Annotated in this window: 17 protein-coding genes; 11 read left to right on the top strand and 6 right to left on the bottom strand. The window is 69.8% G+C overall.

Annotated features, from left to right (window positions below):
- Nucleotides 1-349: 349 nt before the first annotated feature.
- The 3 genes from ACH4DZ_RS39295 to ACH4DZ_RS39285 form a co-directional block, all read right to left on the bottom strand.
- Nucleotides 350-1966 (bottom strand): BTAD domain-containing putative transcriptional regulator, encoded by a 1617-nt coding sequence (locus ACH4DZ_RS39295; protein WP_398293666.1) that lies wholly within the window; start codon nucleotides 1964-1966, stop codon nucleotides 350-352.
- Nucleotides 1967-2123: 157 nt separating this feature from the next.
- Nucleotides 2124-3536: an FAD-binding oxidoreductase gene (locus tag ACH4DZ_RS39290; protein WP_398293664.1), complete on the bottom strand. Its 1413-nt coding sequence runs from the start codon at nucleotides 3534-3536 to the stop codon at nucleotides 2124-2126.
- A 72-nt stretch (nucleotides 3537-3608) separates the two neighbouring features.
- Nucleotides 3609-4073 (bottom strand): hypothetical protein, encoded by a 465-nt coding sequence (locus ACH4DZ_RS39285; protein ID WP_398293661.1) that lies wholly within the window; start codon nucleotides 4071-4073, stop codon nucleotides 3609-3611.
- Between the two features lie 635 nt (nucleotides 4074-4708).
- On the opposite strand from ACH4DZ_RS39285, the gene ACH4DZ_RS39280 reads away from it, so the two are divergent.
- The gene (locus ACH4DZ_RS39280; RefSeq protein ID WP_398293659.1) at nucleotides 4709-4885 is read left to right on the top strand and encodes a hypothetical protein; all 177 of its coding nucleotides are present in this window, start codon (nucleotides 4709-4711) and stop codon (nucleotides 4883-4885) included.
- Between the two features lie 488 nt (nucleotides 4886-5373).
- Here the strand turns inward: ACH4DZ_RS39280 and ACH4DZ_RS39275 are convergent, their stop codons facing one another.
- Entirely contained in the window at nucleotides 5374-5730 is a 357-nt protein-coding gene (locus tag ACH4DZ_RS39275; protein WP_398293657.1) for a hypothetical protein, read from the bottom strand.
- A gap of 217 nt (nucleotides 5731-5947) precedes the next feature.
- On the opposite strand from ACH4DZ_RS39275, the gene ACH4DZ_RS39270 reads away from it, so the two are divergent.
- Nucleotides 5948-7720, top strand: coding sequence for a hypothetical protein (locus tag ACH4DZ_RS39270; RefSeq protein WP_398293655.1), 1773 nt, complete (start codon nucleotides 5948-5950; stop codon nucleotides 7718-7720).
- Nucleotides 7721-7788: 68 nt separating this feature from the next.
- Here the strand turns inward: ACH4DZ_RS39270 and ACH4DZ_RS39265 are convergent, their stop codons facing one another.
- Complete coding sequence (locus tag ACH4DZ_RS39265; protein ID WP_398293652.1) at nucleotides 7789-8280, bottom strand: DUF6299 family protein; 492 nt, start codon at nucleotides 8278-8280, stop codon at nucleotides 7789-7791.
- Nucleotides 8281-8535: 255 nt separating this feature from the next.
- On the opposite strand from ACH4DZ_RS39265, the gene ACH4DZ_RS39260 reads away from it, so the two are divergent.
- The 9 genes from ACH4DZ_RS39260 to ACH4DZ_RS39220 all read left to right on the top strand — a co-directional run bounded on the left by ACH4DZ_RS39260 (nucleotide 8536) and on the right by ACH4DZ_RS39220 (nucleotide 16028).
- Nucleotides 8536-8784: a DUF5999 family protein gene (locus tag ACH4DZ_RS39260; RefSeq protein ID WP_398293650.1), complete on the top strand. Its 249-nt coding sequence runs from the start codon at nucleotides 8536-8538 to the stop codon at nucleotides 8782-8784.
- A 129-nt stretch (nucleotides 8785-8913) separates the two neighbouring features.
- The gene (locus ACH4DZ_RS39255; protein ID WP_398293648.1) at nucleotides 8914-9756 is read left to right on the top strand and encodes a PaaX family transcriptional regulator C-terminal domain-containing protein; all 843 of its coding nucleotides are present in this window, start codon (nucleotides 8914-8916) and stop codon (nucleotides 9754-9756) included.
- 116 nt (nucleotides 9757-9872) lie between these two features.
- Nucleotides 9873-10802 (top strand): sulfotransferase family protein, encoded by a 930-nt coding sequence (locus ACH4DZ_RS39250; RefSeq protein WP_398293646.1) that lies wholly within the window; start codon nucleotides 9873-9875, stop codon nucleotides 10800-10802.
- Nucleotides 10799-11227 (top strand): hypothetical protein, encoded by a 429-nt coding sequence (locus ACH4DZ_RS39245; protein WP_398293644.1) that lies wholly within the window; start codon nucleotides 10799-10801, stop codon nucleotides 11225-11227. Before ACH4DZ_RS39250 ends, ACH4DZ_RS39245 begins: the two co-directional genes overlap by 4 nt.
- Nucleotides 11224-12519 carry a glycosyltransferase family 4 protein gene (locus ACH4DZ_RS39240; RefSeq protein ID WP_398293642.1) on the top strand — a complete coding sequence of 432 codons (1296 nt, stop codon included), beginning with the start codon at nucleotides 11224-11226 and terminating at the stop codon, nucleotides 12517-12519. Before ACH4DZ_RS39245 ends, ACH4DZ_RS39240 begins: the two co-directional genes overlap by 4 nt.
- A complete protein-coding gene (cysC, locus tag ACH4DZ_RS39235) occupies nucleotides 12516-13088 on the top strand; it encodes an adenylyl-sulfate kinase (protein ID WP_398293640.1) in 573 nt (190 codons plus the stop codon). The genes ACH4DZ_RS39240 and cysC overlap by 4 nt, the downstream gene beginning before the upstream one ends.
- A gap of 80 nt (nucleotides 13089-13168) precedes the next feature.
- Nucleotides 13169-14056 (top strand): sulfate adenylyltransferase subunit CysD, encoded by an 888-nt coding sequence (gene cysD / locus ACH4DZ_RS39230; RefSeq protein ID WP_398293680.1) that lies wholly within the window; start codon nucleotides 13169-13171, stop codon nucleotides 14054-14056.
- Nucleotides 14057-14058: 2 nt separating this feature from the next.
- Nucleotides 14059-15378 carry a sulfate adenylyltransferase subunit 1 gene (locus ACH4DZ_RS39225; RefSeq protein WP_398293638.1) on the top strand — a complete coding sequence of 440 codons (1320 nt, stop codon included), beginning with the start codon at nucleotides 14059-14061 and terminating at the stop codon, nucleotides 15376-15378.
- 197 nt (nucleotides 15379-15575) lie between these two features.
- Nucleotides 15576-16028, top strand: a complete 453-nt coding sequence (locus tag ACH4DZ_RS39220) for an ATP-binding protein (RefSeq protein ID WP_398293636.1) — start codon at nucleotides 15576-15578, stop codon at nucleotides 16026-16028.
- Nucleotides 16029-16082: 54 nt separating this feature from the next.
- Here the strand turns inward: ACH4DZ_RS39220 and argF are convergent, their stop codons facing one another.
- Nucleotides 16083-17090 (bottom strand): ornithine carbamoyltransferase, encoded by a 1008-nt coding sequence (gene argF / locus ACH4DZ_RS39215; protein ID WP_398293634.1) that lies wholly within the window; start codon nucleotides 17088-17090, stop codon nucleotides 16083-16085.
- Between the last annotated feature and the right edge of the window lie 29 nt (nucleotides 17091-17119).

The following is a 17119-nucleotide window of genomic DNA, read 5'->3' as shown; positions in this document are numbered from 1 at the left end:
GAGGATGTCTTTCTCGGGTACGAGTTGCAGGGACGTCAGTGTGTGGTGGATGTCGTCCAGTTCTGTCGTGCAGGTGTCGCACTGCTGGAGGTGCCGGGCGACGCGTTCGGCGTCCCGGGTGTCGAGGGCGGCCAGGGCGTAGACGGCCAGCTCCGATTTCTCCTGCTCACAGATCACCGTTGGTCTCCTGAAATCATTGTCAGCCCCCCGGCGAACTAGCTCATTCTACGAAGACCCGGCCCCCTCGGTTCATGAAGCACCGACAACACCCGACAGGCGTAGTGGGCCACTTGGCCGGAAAGCACCGGGATTGCTTCTTCTGCATCTCGGGCAACCCGCATCCCCGGCACTACGGGGCGAGGTGGTTCGGGCTGTCCCTGGCGCGGGGCCGCGCGGAATGGGGCAGAGGCAGCTCCAACCTCAGCGTGCCGGTCGGATCCAAGCTGCCGTTACGGGCTCCCGTCGCGATCGCAGCGAGGGTGAACCCGGGATTGATCACTGCGAAAGCGGCCACCGTGGAAAGCAGCAGCGGGTTTCCGCCGCACTGTTCTGCAAGATCGTGCACGGCGTCGATGTCGGTTGCCACTCTCTCCGCACCGATGCGCCGGCTCAACATCTCACGGGATTCCGACGCCGACATCGGCCCGAGCAGAAGGGCGTGCGCGCTCTCCCGGACGGCCAGACCGCTCAGTCGCTCCCGACTGGTCACCACGACGGCCGAACCTCCCGCGCCTGGCAACAAAAGGCGTACCTGCCGAGCGTCCCGGGCGTTCTCCAGAAAAAGCAGACACCGCTTATGGGAGAGCACGCTCCGAAGGAGTGACGTCTGCGCCTGCAGACGCATCGGGATACTCGCGTCTGCCACCCCCAGGGCCCGCAGAAAGGACTTCAGCACCCTTTGCGCGGTCACCAGTGGGTCGGCGGTGCCGATTCCACGCAGGTCCGCGTAGAGCTGGCCGTCGGGGAACGTGTCCGCCAGCCGATGGGCCAGACTGAGGCCCAGAGCGGACTTCCCCACCCCGGCAGCGCCCTGGATCGCAATGATGGCGACGAATCCGGGAAACTTGGTGATGGCCGCCTGCGCCTCGGCCAGTTGGGCTTCCCGTCCGCAGAAGAACACGGGCGGGGCAGGCAGCTGTCGGGGCACCGGCAGTTCGACCGGAGCAGGCACGGGACGATCCGTCGGCGCGGCCGTCGGGACGATGGCAACGGGTTCGCCCGCCAGGATCTGTTGCCGCAGTCTTTGCAGCGCGGGCCCGGGATCGACGCCGAGTTTATTGGCCAGAGCTCGTTGGGTCTGGCGATAGACATCGAGCGCGTCAGCCTGCCGACCGTTTCTGTAGAACGAGAGCATCAAAAGCTCACGAAATCGCTCGTCCAACGGGTGCTCGGAGACAAGACGGTTCAGCTCGCTCACGGAGTCCGTATGAGCTCCGGACGATATTTCTGCGGCTATTCTTGTCTCGATAGCGGTGAGGCGAAGAGGCAGAATGAGCTGACGCTGCCTCTCGGCGTATTCCCCCGTCATCCCAGACAGTGGCGACCCTTGCCACATATCCAGAGCGCTGCGCAGTTTATCGATGGCAGCGGGGAAGTTTCCCTCCGAGCAGCAGCGTTCGGCCGCGGCTGTCAGCTCCTGGAATTCAACAAGATCGAGGCTGCCGGCAGGAGGCCAGATCTGGTACCCCTTGCTCACCGTACGGATAACGGAATCGGTCCGGTCTTCCGGCCCCCCGAGGCAGCGGCGCAGGTGGTGGATATGGGTGTGCAGGGAGGCGGAAGCCGCAGCCGGGGGCGCGCTTCCCCAGACGGCGTCGATCAGTTCGGCCGGTGACACATACGCACCCGCCCGCAGCAGGAGAGCGACCAGAACCGCTTTGCGCCGAGGCGGCCCAAGGCATATCTCCTGGTCCCCCCGCCATGCGCGTACGGGCCCGAGTAGCGCAAAACGCAACGCTCCAGTCATGTGTCCTTGATTCTCGTGTGCAGGAAACGCGGATCCTGTCCGTGCAGACCGTTTCGCCGACCGCCCGTATGTGTCAGCTTCCTTTCGCAGCGACGCCGGTCGGCATCCACTGCGAAAGGAAGCGGTAGGTGGCTCCGGGCAGACCTGGAGCGCGAGGTCACACTTCGCGGCGGGCTGTCCACGGGACGATGTTGTGGTTGTTGACCCGGAAGAGGTTGGCGGGATCGTAGAGGGTCTTGATGTCCTTGAGACGATCAAGATCGTCAGGCGTGAAGATGCTGTCGGCCGTGTCTTCGCGTGAGGTGAAGTTCTGGTACGTCCGTCCGGTCGTCCACGGGTGCAGCGCCTCGATCAGCGAGTTCATGAGTTCCGCTCCGGCACTGATCGCCTCAGGCGGTCCCACCGTGGCGCCCCAGACGGTGAACAGGGCGTCCCTGGCCGCTATGGCACTTGAGCCGGGGAGCTTCTCACCGAGAGCGCCTCCGAGGTGGCGCACCTCCACGACCGTGACGGCTCCGCCCGACTGCGGCCCCACCTTCGCGAGAATGGTGTCGACGGCCGCGGCGGGCAGTTCGGCCAGCAGGGTGCTCGCTTCCTCGTAGGGCGCGGGGTCGGTCGGGTCCTGGTGCACCGTGGCGAACGCGCTGTAGGGCTGCGGGCCGATCGCGTCGATGAGGGCGGGGCCGATGTCCCGGAAGGGAGCGATCAGTGTTTCCGCGTCCTCGGCTGATCCGAGGAAGGCAACCCGTACGTGTGCGACGGACTTTCCGCGGAGCATCTCCGGAATCTGCGGCAGTGGCGGGAAGTTCAGCAGCGCGACCGAGCAGGTGAGCTCGTTCGGAGCGCTGCGGACGATGTCCCGGTAGGCGTGCAGCACCGTCTCGGCCTGTTCGGCGGGGTAGAAGAGACCGCCGCCGTAGAAGTCGGAGACGGGAAAGAGTTCGATCTCGATCGCCGTCACGACACCGAAGTTGCTGCGGCCGCCCCGCATACCCCAGAAGAGCTCCGGCTCGGTGTCAGCCGTGAGCCGGCGGAACCGCCCCTCCGCCGTGACAACCTCGATCGCGGCGACGTGATCCGCGGCCCAGCCGTACTTCCGGCCGAGCACCGGGCTCAGGCCTCCGCCCAGGACGTAACCGACGACGCCCACCCCGGCGGACGAGCCGTTGAGGGGAGTGAGCCCGGCGGTCTGGGCCGCGTCGACGACATCTCCCCACACACCTCCCGCTTCGACCCGGGCGGTGGCACCCGCCGCGTCGATCACGACCGAACGCATCCTGCCGGTGGTGATGAGCACGAACCCCTCGGCGAGGGGGAACGGCTGATGTCCGGTGGCCAGAACGCCCACGGGAAGACCGTGGGCTGCGGCGAACCGTACGGTGGCCTGTACATCGGCCGGGTCAGCCACTGCGACGACGAGCAGGGGCCGGTGCTGCGAGAGCAGGTTGAATCCCGTGACCTCGGCCGCGTACCCGGGATCGTCCGGCGTGAAGACGGATCCCGTGAGCCGAGCCGCCAGTTCGTCCACAGCATCCTGCTGGAAACTGTTTCCTGCGATGGTTTCAGTCATTCCTTTTTCCTTCGTCAGAAATGCATCGATCAGATTCTCATCAAAAGTGGTCCGACTGTCCTCCCGCTGTCGTCATGACTTGATCAGGCTTCCGTCAGGTGCTACCGCGAACCATTCGTCGTCAATGCCCTGACCGTTCAGATCACCAGGTACGACGTCCCCGACGTAGTAGTAGAGCGGCCAGTCCTTGTACTTCACCTGAAGCACTCCCTCGGTCCGCTTGGTACGAGTGAGCAGTGCCTTATCAATGTCCTTGGCGGACTTGGCATCGGACGGGCTGGTGAGAGCGGGCCATACGGCGATGCAGTTGGCGTCGCAGTTGCTTTCGCCGTCCTTGTCCACCGTAAATCCGTAGAGAGTTCTACCGGACTGGTCCACGAGAATCTTCCCGAGTTCGGATTCGGCGGTCTTCACCGTAACCGCCTGCGGTTCGGGGGCGCCGGACTTCCCCGCCTCCGAGTCGTCGCCGCTGCAGGCGGTCATACCGAATAGGGAGAGCGAGACGATCGATGCGAGCACAAAGACTCGGTTGCGCATGTTTCTCCTTGCAGTGCAGGCGTCATGATCTGGGGCGTCGGTGAGTGGTGGCCCCCGTATCGAGTGGCGTTCCGGTAGCGAGGTACCAACGACGGTTACGTGTTCTCGCGCAGGGCGGTTCACTGGCCGCCAAGCGGCCGGCCCGGCCGTGCGCTGCGTCCGGCGGGGCACTCAATTCCGCGCGGTATCGTCCGAAAGTTCACGCCGAGCAGAGTGAACCTCCGGACGACACGGCCCGTATCCCCTATTGCACGTCTTTCGCTCTCTTTCCCGGGCGCGAGGGAAATCTGCGCATGGAAAAGACACCGCTGTTTCCTGCCGTATATTCACGCTCCAGGCGTGCGCCGACAGGGCTCCGTCGTTCTCACTATTGGCGGCACAACCGGTACGGGCCTGACGCCCCACTCGGCCGTGACGGCGGTCCGTGCGCGATCCGGTGGCCGGCTCACCGCCCGTGACACCGCCGCCCGCGCTTTCGCCCACGGCCACGGCTACGACGAGACCCACCGCACCGTCCCCTCACGGTCGTTGCCTGACGGCTTCCCGATCACCCCGTCCCGGCTTCTGAACCACCGGCGGCCGGGGCGGGGTGCGACAGGGAACCGGATGATCCGGACCGCCACGAAGGGATGGTCATGCGCGGAAGCCGCATCACGCTCACCACCGACATCGAGGCGCTCGGCACCCGGCACCGCGCCGGGGACCGGGGAACCATCGAAGAGGTGCACGCGGGCGGCCATCTGACGGTCCGCATGGACGACGGCCGCCCCAACTTCCCCACCGAGGACGAAGTGACCTATGAACAGCGGTGAGCGGGCTGCCGGTTCGGTCGGCGAGGACGGGTCTCCACGCACAGAAGAGCGCCACCATCAGCCAACTCATCTTCAACGACGTCTACTTCGACGGCGGCGCCGTCTCCATGAGGACGCCCCCTGGCTGCCCGCCGGCCCCGATGCGGTGCTCTCCGTATGAGCGGAAGCGCGCTGACCACTGCCGCGGAGGAACGAGGCCGACCTCCAGCGCAGAGCCTCGGCCCTGCCTCGCTGCTTTACGTCGAGCAGAACCGAAAGGGCATCCGTCTGCCGTGGGAGTCCTCTGGGACCCTTCTGGGACTTCCGGCTTCATCACCGGCACGAGCGTGAAACAACGGAAAGACCATTCGCACAGGTCAGCGACCAAAGACCCCTCATCATGGCCGGTCACCGCTCTGACTGTTCCCTTCCGGGACATCTGAGGGTCCGCGGAGACAACGGGCACGTCGGCGGGGGTGCCGACAGACGTATCGCCGCGCGCCGCGCTGTCAGGAACGTGTCCTCGGCATCTCGGCGAGGGAGGCCAGTGCGCTCAGCGCGGCGAACAGGGCGATGTACAGGCCTGTGGCCGTGTCGCTTGCAACGCCTTCCTCGACGAGGGTGCCGCCGATGATCCACCAGGCCACGAAGCCGGCCACGACGAGCAGGTGGTTGCCCTGTTCCCTCAGCAGCCGCATGCCCGCCCACAGCAGTAGCGGCATCGACAGCAGCCCGACGAGCCCCGCCAGCATGCCTTCCAGGAACCCCGCGCCCATGGCGTCACCGCTGGCCCGGGACACCTCGTCCGACCACTCCCACAGGGAGGTCCACATCGTGTAGCAGGCGACTGCCGCCGACGCCGACACGAATGCGCCTTTCAGCGGGCGGAAAAGCCTGCTCCTCGTCACGTAGCCACCGTTCCACGTGGCAGGGGCGCGGGCCTGAGTACGCGTACTCAGGCCGGCCTCAAGGGGGCATGCCCGAGTGCCCCGCTAAGCGTGACGGCATCCCGGGGCAGGTCGTTGGGTCCGTCGCCGGGCCGTTTCCGGTCCCCCGCCGCCGCCCTGCCCCTGGAAGAGCCCCGTGCCCGTACAGCCGCTCTCCCCGCCTGCCCCCGCTCCACCCGCGCCCGACCGCGTCCCCGAAGCGCGCCGGGTGCCCTCCGCGTACCGGCCGCGCCGGCCCCTCACCCCACGGTCGTGGCCTGTCCCGGCGCTCGCCGTGCTCGCCGTGCTTCCGCTGTACGGGGTGTGGGGCGTCCTTCTCGCGACGGGCGGCGGTGATCTCGCGGCCCAGTACGCCTGGGCGGGGTTCGTCGCGCGCAACCCCGACACCGTGTACGGGCTCTTCTGGTACGGGGGCACACACACCGCCAACTACAGCGTGCTGTCGCCTCCTTTGATGGCGGTGCTGGGTGTACGTACCGTCTCCGTCCTCGCCGGGGTGGCCGCCACCTGGCTGCTGGGCGCGCTGCTCGAACGGACCGTGGCACAGGCGCCGTTGTGGCCCGCGCTGCTCGGGGCGTTCGGGCTGTGGGCCAACGTCGCCTCGGGGCGTACGACCTTCGCCCTCGGGCTGGCCTTCGGGCTCGGGGCTCTGCTGGCCCTGGCCGGCCGCCCGGAGCGGCGGGGGCGGCGGGGGCGGCGGGCCGTGGGTGCGCTGGGCGCGTTGCTCGCGACCCTGGCGAGTCCGGTGGCCGGGCTGTTCCTGCTGGTGGCCGCCGCCGGGTGGCTGTCGCACCGGCGGTACGCCGCGTGCCTCGTCCTGTCCGTGCCGCCCGTCGCCGTCGGCGCGCTGACGGCACTGCTGTTCCCCTTCGAGGGCGAACAGCCCATGGCGGCGGGCCGCGTGCTGATGCCCGTGCTCCTGTCGGCCGCCGTCGCGATGGCGGCTCCCCGCGCGTGGCGGGCGGTGCGGGCCGGGGCGGTCGTCTACGCCGTCGGCGTGGTGCTGACCTGGCTCGTCCCCTCACCGATCGGCACCAATGTGGAGCGGCTCGCGGCGCTCTTCGCACCGGCGGTGCTGCTCGCCTGTCTGGTGAGCAGCACCCGGCCCGCCTGGTCCGTTGGCGTCCGCAACGCCGTACGCCGGACAGGGCCGCTCGATCTCGGTCTCGGCCTCGGCCTCACCCTCGGCCTCACCCTCGCCCTCGTCGTGTCGGTCGTCTGGACCACCATGTCGACCGTCAACGACCTGCGGGTCGCCACGTCCGTACCGGCCTGGGCCACCCACACGAACGGCGTCCTCAAGCAACTCGACCGGCTCGGCGCGCACCGCGACCGGGTCGAGGTGGTGCCCGCCCGCAACCACCGCGAGGCGGCCCTGTTCGCCCCGCACGCACAGGTGATACGGGGCTGGAACCGGCAGTTGGACGTCGAGCGGGGGCGACTGTTCTACGAGGGCGCTCTCGACGCGCCGCGCTATCACGCCTGGCTGCGTCACTGGGCCGTCGCTCACGTGGTCGTGCCGGACGGGAGACCCGACGGTCCCGCCGAGCACGAGGCGGCCCTGGTCGCCGCCGGACAGGACTGGCTGCAGCCCGTCTGGCGGGACGCGCACTGGCGGATCTACCGCGTCCGGGACGCCGAGCCGCTCGTCTCGGCGCCGGGCAGCGTGGTGCGGGCGGGCGAGGCGGCCGTGGTGCTGAGGGTGCCGCGTGCCGGGACGGTGACCGTACGGGTGCGGTACTCGCCGTGGCTGCGGGCCGCCGGTGGCTGCGTACGGCCGGACGGGCCCTGGACACGGCTGACCGTGCCACGGGCGGGCCTCTACCGGCTGGACTCCAGCTATGCGGCCGGGCCCACGGACGGCGGGGGCTGCGCACCGGGGCGGGACGAGGAGCGGCGGGACGGCTGAACCGGTCCGCCCTCCGGGCCTTTCGGGGCGCGGAGGGCGGACCGGTCGTGCCGCGGGCCGACGGTGTGTCAGCCGACGAGTGTGACGTCCTGTTCCCTCGCCGCGTGGAACATCGGCAGCGGCAGGCCGCCGGAGCGCAGTTCCATGAGCGTGGCCTCGACCTTCGCCGCGCCCGCCCTGAAGCGGCCCGGTTCGGTGTGTCCGGTGTTCGTCCAGCGGTGCTCGGCGCCGTCACAGACCGCGGTGGTGCTGCCGATGCCCTTGCGCACGCTGCTCCCGCCCTTGCTCAGGGACGAATCGTCCTGGCTGAGGGCGGGCCCGGCCTGGCGCAGGGAGGAGCTGACGAAGACCGGGCCCGTGCTGCCCTTGCAGCGGTACGTGCCGGACAGGGTGACGGTGCCGTCCGCGGCGAGTCGGGCCGTCGGGTCGACGGTCACCGTCTCCGACAGCGCGACCGGCTCGGCGGACGCGCCCTGTGGGGACAGCGCGCCCGCGGCCGGGGCGGCGGCCAGCAGCAGCGCCGCACCGGCGGCTGTGCCCATGACCTGGTGCAATCGCATCGGAATACCTCCTGGGGTGGGGGCCTCCACAGGTACCGGCCCGGCGGGCGCGTGGGCGTGACCCTCACCCCTTTGGTGGCGAGTTGACGGCTGGTCCGCACCGTCCGTCCTGGACTCGTCCGAGTGATGTCCGGGTGTTGTCCGCGTGTTGTCACTGTTCCCGTCCGGCTGTTCCGATGAGTTCGCGGCAGGCGCATGGTCTATCCATACGGGCGACGAAAACGCCGCCCGACTCCTCGCACGTGGAGGCCCACCATGTGTTCTCACCAGTCTTCGTGCCCGTCCGCCACCCGCTCGGACCACCCGGATCGTTCGAACGGTTCCGACGGTTCCGACCGCTCTCACCGCTCCGACGCGCACATCGTCTCCGCGCACCCGGAGCAGGGCTGGTACCTGCTGTGCGACGGCGCGATCGTCTTCGACGACACCGGCGCGCTGCTGCCCGACGGCCAGGTCGTCGCTCCGCACCGGGTGCCGGCCGAGCAGCTCGCCATCGCCGCCTGACCGCCCCGCACCGGCAGAAGCACGGCCCGCCTGCCTGGCTGCCTGTCTGCTTGCCTGCCTGTCTGTCTGTCTGTCTGTCTGTCTGTCGCGTACCGTTGACTGTCGTCAAGAAGTCGCTGACGACCTAGAGTGATCAACGTGTCCGAGCAGCACGCCCCCCGGTCCCTCATCGTCACCTTCTACGGCGCGTACGGCCGCTTCGCCCCTGGTCCCGTACCCGTGGCCGAGCTGATCCGGCTTCTCGCCGCGGCCGGCGTGGACGCGCCCTCCGTACGTTCGTCGGTGTCCCGGCTCAAACGCCGGGGGCTGCTCCTGCCGGCCCGTACAGCGGCCGGCGCGGCCGGGTACGTCCTGTCGCCGGACGCGCGACAACTCCTCGACGACGGCGACCGCCGGGTCTACGCCGCCTCCCCGCCCGAGGACGACAGCTGGGTCCTCGCCGTGTTCTCCGTGCCGGAGTCCGAGCGGCAGAAGCGTCACGTACTGCGCTCGCGCCTGGCCGGCCTCGGTTTCGGGACGGCCGCCCCCGGAGTGTGGATCGCCCCGGCCCGCCTCTACGAAGAGACCCGTCACACGCTGGAACGGCTGCGGCTGGACGCGTACGTGGAACTGTTCCGCGGCGCGCACCTGGGTTACGCGCCGACGGCCGAGGCGGTCGCGCGCTGGTGGGACCTCGCCGGGATCGCCAAGCAGCACGAGGCGTTCCTCGACCGGCACGCGCGCGTGCTGCACGAGTGGGAGAGCAGGACCGACACCCCCGCGGAAGAGGCGTACAGCGACTATCTGCTCGCCCTCGACTCCTGGCGCCACCTCCCGTACGCCGATCCGGGGCTGCCTGCCTCGCTGCTGCCCCCGGACTGGCCCGGAGCCCGCTCCGCCGCCGTCTTCCGGGCGCTGCACGAGCGGCTGCGGGACGCCGGGGCGGCCTTCGCGGGCGCGCCCGGGGCTCTTCCCGAACCCGGCCCCGAGTGACGTCACAGCACACTCAAACCCGAACCCATGTGACGTGAGGCACAATCCCCGTCGCTAAGGCAACGCTCAGGTCGCTCAATCCCTCCTCTCATAATCCTTACCTAGCGTCGGGACGCATGAGTCTGATGGGCAATCTGAACCGGGCGCTCTCCGCCACCACCGGCCTTCAGGTGCGCCGGGCCACTCCCGCCGCGCCGCCGCAGCCGAACAGGGCCGGGGCGAAACCCGGCAAGCGGCCCACGCCGGTGTACCGATGTCCGGCCCCCGGAGACCTCGCCACGGACCGGTTGCTGCGGCGGCCGGTCTTCATCATGTCTCCCGTACGCTCCGGCTCGACGCTGCTGCGGATGCTCCTGAACGCGCACTCGCGGCTGCACTCCCCGCACGAGCTGCACATCCGCCGCCTTGAGGTCGACTTCGGCAGCAGACTCTCGCAGCGCGCCATGAGCGCCCTCGACCTGGAGCGGGGCGATCTGGAGCACCTGCTCTGGGACCGGGTCATGCACCGGGAGCTGGTCAGGTCGGGCAAGGACGTGCTGGTCGAGAAGACGCCCAGCAACGCGTTCGTCCACCGGCGCATCCGGGACTGCTGGCCCGACGCCCGCTTCGTCTTCCTGCTCCGCCACCCGGTGTCCATCGCCCGGTCCTGGCACGAGGGCGACCCCGAGAAGCGGACCTTCGACGAGGCCGCGGCCGACGCCCTGCGCTACATGAAGGCCGTCGAGAACGCCCGGCGGGCGATCACCGACGGCCATCCGGACGCTCACCCCGGCGGCCAAGCCGTCCACCACACCCTGCGCTACGAGGACCTCACCGCCGACGCCGAGAAGGAGATGCGCGACCTCTGCGCCTTCCTCGACGTCGGCTTCGAACCGTCGATGCTCGACTACGGCCGCCGCGACGACACCCTGGTCGTGAAGGGCCTCGGCGACTGGCGGGACAAGATCCGTACCGGCCAGGTGCAGAGCGGACGCGCGCTGCCCGCCGAGGACGAGATCCCGGAGCTGCTGCGAACCATGTGCACGGCCTGGGGATACAGCTCGTGAACCGGCACGAACGCGAGAAGCCGCACGCCGAGATCGCGGAGGTGTGGCCGCGCGACGGGCGCGTACGGCTCGTCGGCCGCATCCACGGACGTCCCGCCGAGGGCGACTGGCGGCTGCTGCTCACCCGCCGCGGCCACGCCGGCCGCGCCCTCGACTACCCCGCGCAGGTGAAGGGCGACCGCTTCGAGGGCGAGCTGCCCATCGCCGACCTGGTGACGCCGGACCCCGCCGGGACCGAGGAGTGGGACATCCATCTCACCGACGGCGAGGCCCGGTTGAGGGCCGGACGACAGCTCGACGACATCCACGGCAAGAAGAAGATCATGGTTTTTCCCGAGCAGCGCGTACGCGGTCTGCGCGTGCGCCCGTACTACACGGTGAAGGACAACCTTTCGCTGGAGTGCCGTACGGGAGCCGCCTCATGACGGGCCATCAGATCGCTGGACAGCGGGCGGACGCGCCCCGACGGCCGAAGGTCCGCTATCTCCTGCTGCACGCCTACGGCCGCGGCGGCACCATCCGCACGGTGATGAACCAGGCCAACTCCCTGGTGCAGGCGGGCTGGGAGGTCGAGCTGGTGAGCGCGCTGCGCCGCCGGGACGACATCCAGTTCCCGCTCGACCCGCGCGTCCGCGTCAGCACGGTCGTCGACCTCCGCGAGAGCGCCCACTCCCCCGGCGAGGGCGTGGCCGGGCGCTGGCGGGACTGGCGCCGGGGGCGGCTGACCGAGCGGCCCGCGCGGCACATCCCGTCGGGCGAGTTCGGCTACCGGTACTTCAACCGGTACGTGGAGCAGCGGCTGATCGCGTACCTCGCCTCGTTGTGCGACGGCATCCTCGTGACCACCCGGCCCGCGCTCAACTTCCTCGCCGCGGAGCACGCGACGGGCGGCGTGGTGCGGGTGGCGCAGGAACACATGAACCACGGCACGCACAAGCGTGACGTGCAGCGACGCATCCGGGAGACCTACTCGCGCTTCGACGCGGTCGCCGTGCTGACGGAACGGGACCGCGAGGAGTACGAGCAGTTGCTGCCCGGCGCCCGGGTGGTGCGCATCCCCAACGCGGTGCACTCCCTCGACCAGATCCCCTCGGACCACCGGTCGAAGATCGCGGTGGCGGCCGGGCGGCTGTTCCCGCAGAAGGGTTTCGACCTGCTGATCCCCGCGTGGGCGAGGCTCGTCGAGACGTACCCCGACTGGCAGTTGAGGATCTACGGCAGCGGCGAGAAGAAGGCCGAGCTGCGGGCACTCATCGAGGAGCACCACCTCTACAACCATGTGCTCCTGATGGGTCACACGGACCGGCTGGACGACGAACTCGCCAAGGCCTCGTTCTACGTGCTCAGTTCACGCTTCGAGGGACTGCCGATGGTGATGATCGAGGCGATGAGCCACTCGTTGCCGGTGGTGGCCTTCGACTGTCCGACCGGTCCCTCGGACGTGCTCACCCACGGCGTCGACGGCCTGCTGGTACCGCCCGAGGACCCCGACGCCCTCGCCGAGTCCATGGCCAAGCTGATGGGCGACCGGGCGTTGCGCGCCGACATGGGCGTCGCGGCCGTGCTGACGGCGGCCTCGTACGGTCCGGACGCGGTGCACCCGCGTTGGGAGGCGCTGTTCAGCGAACTCGGCGCGCCGGACCGGCCCGGCACACCCCCCGCTCTCCCCGAACCACGGCACCGCACCGCGGACGCCGCGAAAGGACACCACGCATGACCACCACGGCAAGGGGCCGTCAGAAGCCTCCTACCGCTCAGGGGGCCACGGTCTGGCTCACCGGGCTGCCGAGCGCGGGCAAGACGACGATCGCCCGCTTCCTCGCCGGCCGGCTGCGCGCCGAGGGCCATCGCGTGGAGGTCCTCGACGGCGACGAGATCCGCCGCTTCCTCTCCGCGGGACTCGGCTTCTCCCGCGAGGACCGCAACACCAACGTGCAGCGCATCGGCCTGGTCGCCGAGGTACTGGCCCGCAACGGAGTCCTCGCCGTCGTCCCCGTCATCGCCCCGTACGCCGACAGCCGCGAGGCGGTGCGCAAGCGCCACGAGGCGAGCGGGACGCCCTACTTCGAGGTGCATGTCGCCACGCCGGTCGAGGTGTGCAGCGAGCGGGACGTGAAGGGCCTGTACGCGCGGCAGGCGGCCGGCCGGCTGACCGGACTCACGGGGATCGACGACCCGTACGAGCCCCCGCTCGACCCGGCGCTCGCGCTGGACACCCGGTCGCAGACGCCCGAGGAGTCGGCGGATGCGGTGCACGCGGTGCTGGCGGCCAGGGGGTTGGTGTGAGGCTCTCGACGACCCCGGCGGCGACATCGACGGCGGCGGTCCCGGCGGCGGTCCGGGCCGCAGCCGCCCGCCCGTACGCCCTGAGCCATCTGGACGCTCTGGAGTCCGAGGCGGTGCACATCTTCCGCGAGGTGGCAGGCGAGTTCGAGCGGCCGGTGGTGCTCTTCTCCGGCGGCAAGGACTCCATCGTCATGCTGCACCTGGCACTGAAGGCGTTCGCACCCGCCGCGGTGCCTTTCTCCCTGCTGCACGTGGACACGGGACACAACTTCCCCGAGGTCCTGGAGTACCGGGACCGTGTGGTGGTCGCACATGGGCTGCGGCTCCATGTGGCCTCCGTACAGGACTACATCGACCGTGGTGTGTTGCGGGAACGTCCCGACGGGACGCGTAACCCGCTGCAGACCGTGCCACTGACCGAGAAGATCCAGGCCGAACGCTTCGACGCCGTGTTCGGCGGCGGCCGGCGGGACGAGGAGAAGGCCCGCGCCAAGGAGCGCGTGTTCTCCCTGCGGGACGAGTTCTCCCAGTGGGACCCGCGCCGCCAGCGCCCCGAACTGTGGAACCTCTACAACGGACGCCACGCCCCCGGCGAGCACGTCCGCGTCTTCCCCCTGTCCAACTGGACCGAACTCGACGTGTGGCAGTACATCGCCCGCGAGGGCATCGAACTGCCCGAGATCTACTTCGCCCACGAGCGGGACGTCTTCCAGCGGGCCGGCATGTGGCTCACCGCCGGCGAGTGGGGCGGCCCCAAGGACGGCGAGACGGTCCAGACCCGCCTCGTGCGCTACCGCACCGTCGGCGACATGTCCTGCACGGGCGCGGTCGACTCCCACGCCACCACCCTGGACGCCGTGATCACCGAGATCGCCGCCTCCCGGCTCACCGAGCGGGGCGCCACCCGCGCCGACGACAAGATGTCCGAGGCCGCGATGGAAGACCGCAAGCGCGAGGGGTACTTCTAGCCATGACCAGCACCACCACCTCCAGCACCACCACCTCGGCGATCCGCGCAGGCGTCGCGATCCGCGCAGGCGTCGACACCTTGCGGTTCGCGACCGCGGGTTCCGTCGACGACGGCAAGTCCACCCTCGTCGGCCGCCTGCTCCACGACTCCAAGTCGGTCCTCACCGACCAACTGGAAGCCGTCGCACACGCCTCACGCAACCGCGGCCAGGACACCCCCGACCTCGCCCTCCTCACCGACGGCCTGCGCGCCGAACGCGAACAGGGCATCACCATCGACGTCGCCTACCGCTACTTCGCCACCCCCAAACGCCGCTTCATCCTCGCCGACACCCCCGGCCACGTGCAGTACACCCGCAACATGGTCACCGGCGCCTCCACCGCCGAACTGACCGTGGTCCTCGTCGACGCCCGCAACGGCGTCGTCGAACAGACCCGCCGCCACGCCGCCATCGCCGCCCTCCTGCGCGTCCCCCACGTCGTCCTCGCCGTCAACAAGATGGACCTCGTCGGGTACGAGGCGAAGGAGTTCGACCGGATCGTCGAGGACTTCGCGGGCCACGCCGCCGAGCTGGACCTGCCGGGCTTCACCCCGATCCCCGTATCGGCGCTGGCCGGCGACAACGTGGTGGACCGTTCCGCGCGCATGGACTGGTACGAGGGCCCCGGGTTGCTGGAGCACCTGGAATCCGTCCCGGTCGGCGCCGACCCGAGGGGCGCGCCCGCCCGGTTCCCCGTCCAGTACGTGATCCGGCACGGCGAGGCCCGTCATTACGCGGGCCAACTGGCCTCCGGCTCGCTGCGCGTCGGGGACCGCGTGACCGTCCACCCCTCCGGCGGAACGTCCGCGATCGAGGGCATCGACGTACTCGGGAAGGAGGTGCGGGAGGCGTTCGCGCCGCAGTCCCTGACCCTGCGCCTGGCGGACCACCTCGACGTCTCCCGCGGCGACATGATCACCAGCGGGGCGGAGGCGCCCGCGCTCACCCGGGACGTCCGGGGCGCCGTCTGCCATCTGGCCGACCGTCCGCTGCGTGTCGGCGACCGTGTCCTGGTCAGGCACACGACCCGCACGGTGAAGGCGATCGTGCGGGACCTGACCGGTGGGGGCAACTTCGACGGGTCGGCGCCGGGAGGAGGAGAGGCCGGGCTGTACGCGAACGACCTGGGCCGGATCACCCTGCGCACCGCCGAGCCGCTCGCGCTCGACGACTACGCCGACTGCCGCCGTACCGGCGCGTTCATCCTGATCGACCCGGCGGACGGCTCGACGCTGACGGCGGGCATGGTCGATCTGAGCGGGGTTGACGGCACGGGCTGAGCAACCCGACCGAGCAGCCGTACGAGGCCGGGCACCGAGCGACAAGGTGCCCGGCCTCCCGCTGTCGTGACACGCCCGGTCACCGGGTCACGTACTGGCCGGGGGACCGGGCCGAACGTCCCGGAAAAGGCCCACCGAGCGCCTCTGGCGGGATGCGACGTACCATTCCTAAAGTTGAAAGCAGGACATCCTGCTCCATGAACGGATCCGCCTTGCACGAGCCCCACGCCCCAGCCTCCTGGCGCATCGCCCTGCCGCACACCGTCGCGGCGGTGCCGGTAGCCCGCGCACTGGTCCGTACCGCGCTGGCGGAGATCGAGCTGACCGCCGACTGCGACACCGCGGAACTGCTCACCGCGGAGCTGGTGGCCAACGCCGTGGAGCACACCAGGGGCGACACGCCCATAGAGCTGGTCGTGGAGCTGCTGCCCACCGGATGCCAGGTCGAGGTGCACGACCCGGACCCGTCCCCGCCGGGCGATCTCACGATCCCCGATCCGTCGTGCGCGCCCGATCCCTGGCAGGAGCACGGCCGCGGGCTGCTGCTGATCCGCACCCTCAGCTCGTCGTGCGGCCACCGCCCGACGGAGTCCGGCAAGGCGGTCTGGTTCCGGCTGCCGGTCGTCCCCCACCAGCGAAGGCCCGCCTGAAAAAGCTCAAGACACAGCGCAAGACACGGCTCAGGACACGGCGCACGACACGGCTCAGGACAGCGTCGCCACCAGTACCGCCTTGATCGTGTGCAGCCGGTTCTCCGCCTCGTCGAAGACGACCGAGTGGGCCGACTCGAAGACCTCGTCGGTGACCTCCAGACAGTCCAGGCCGTGCCGCTCGTGGATCTCGCGTCCGACCTTGGTGCCCAGGTCGTGGAAGGCGGGCAGGCAGTGCAGGAACTTGACGTCCGCGTTGCCGGTGGCTCGCAGGACGTCCATCGTCACGGCGTACGGGCCGAGGTCGGCGATGCGCTCGTCCCAGACCTCCTTGGGCTCCCCCATCGACACCCACACGTCCGTGGCGACGAAGTCGACGCCCAGGACCCCCTCGCCGACCTCCTCGGTGAGTGTGATCCGCGCCCCGCTGAGCACGGCGAGCTCGCGCGCCCGCGCCACGACCTCCTCGGCGGGCCAGTAGGCCCTCGGCGCGACGATCCGTACGTCCATGCCGAGCAGCGCGCCGGTGACCAGGTAGGAGTTGCCCATGTTGAAGCGCGCGTCGCCCAGGTAGGCGAAGGTGATCTCGTTCAGCGGCCGGTCGCAGTGCTCGGCCATCGTGAGCACGTCGGCCAGCATCTGCGTCGGGTGCCAGACGTCGGTCAGGCCGTTGTAGACGGGCACACCGGCGTGGGCCGCCAGCTCCTCGACGTTCTCCTGGCTGTCCCCCCGGTACTCGATGGCGTGGAACATCCGGCCGAGCACCCGCGCGGTGTCCTTCACGGACTCCTTGTGCCCTATCTGTGAGCCCGACGGGTCGAGGTACGTGGTGGAGGCGCCCTGGTCCGCGGCGGCGACCTCGAAGGCGCAGCGCGTGCGCGTCGACGTCTTCTCGAAGATCAGCGCGATGTTCCGGCCCCGCAGGTGCTGGGTCTCCGTCCCGGCCTTCTTCGCTGCCTTCAGCTCGGCGGCGAGCTCGATCAGGCCGCGGAACTCCTCCTGCGTGAAGTCCAGCTCCTTCAGGAAGTGGCGGCCGGCGAGGGCGTACGGGACTGTCGCCATGGGGGCGCTCCAGGGTTACGTAAACAGGG

The sequence above is a fragment of the Streptomyces sp. NPDC017991 genome, assembly GCF_044328075.1.
Taxonomy (GTDB): Bacteria; Actinomycetota; Actinomycetes; order Streptomycetales; family Streptomycetaceae; genus Streptomyces.
This window is presented reverse-complemented; position numbering and strand designations above follow the sequence as displayed.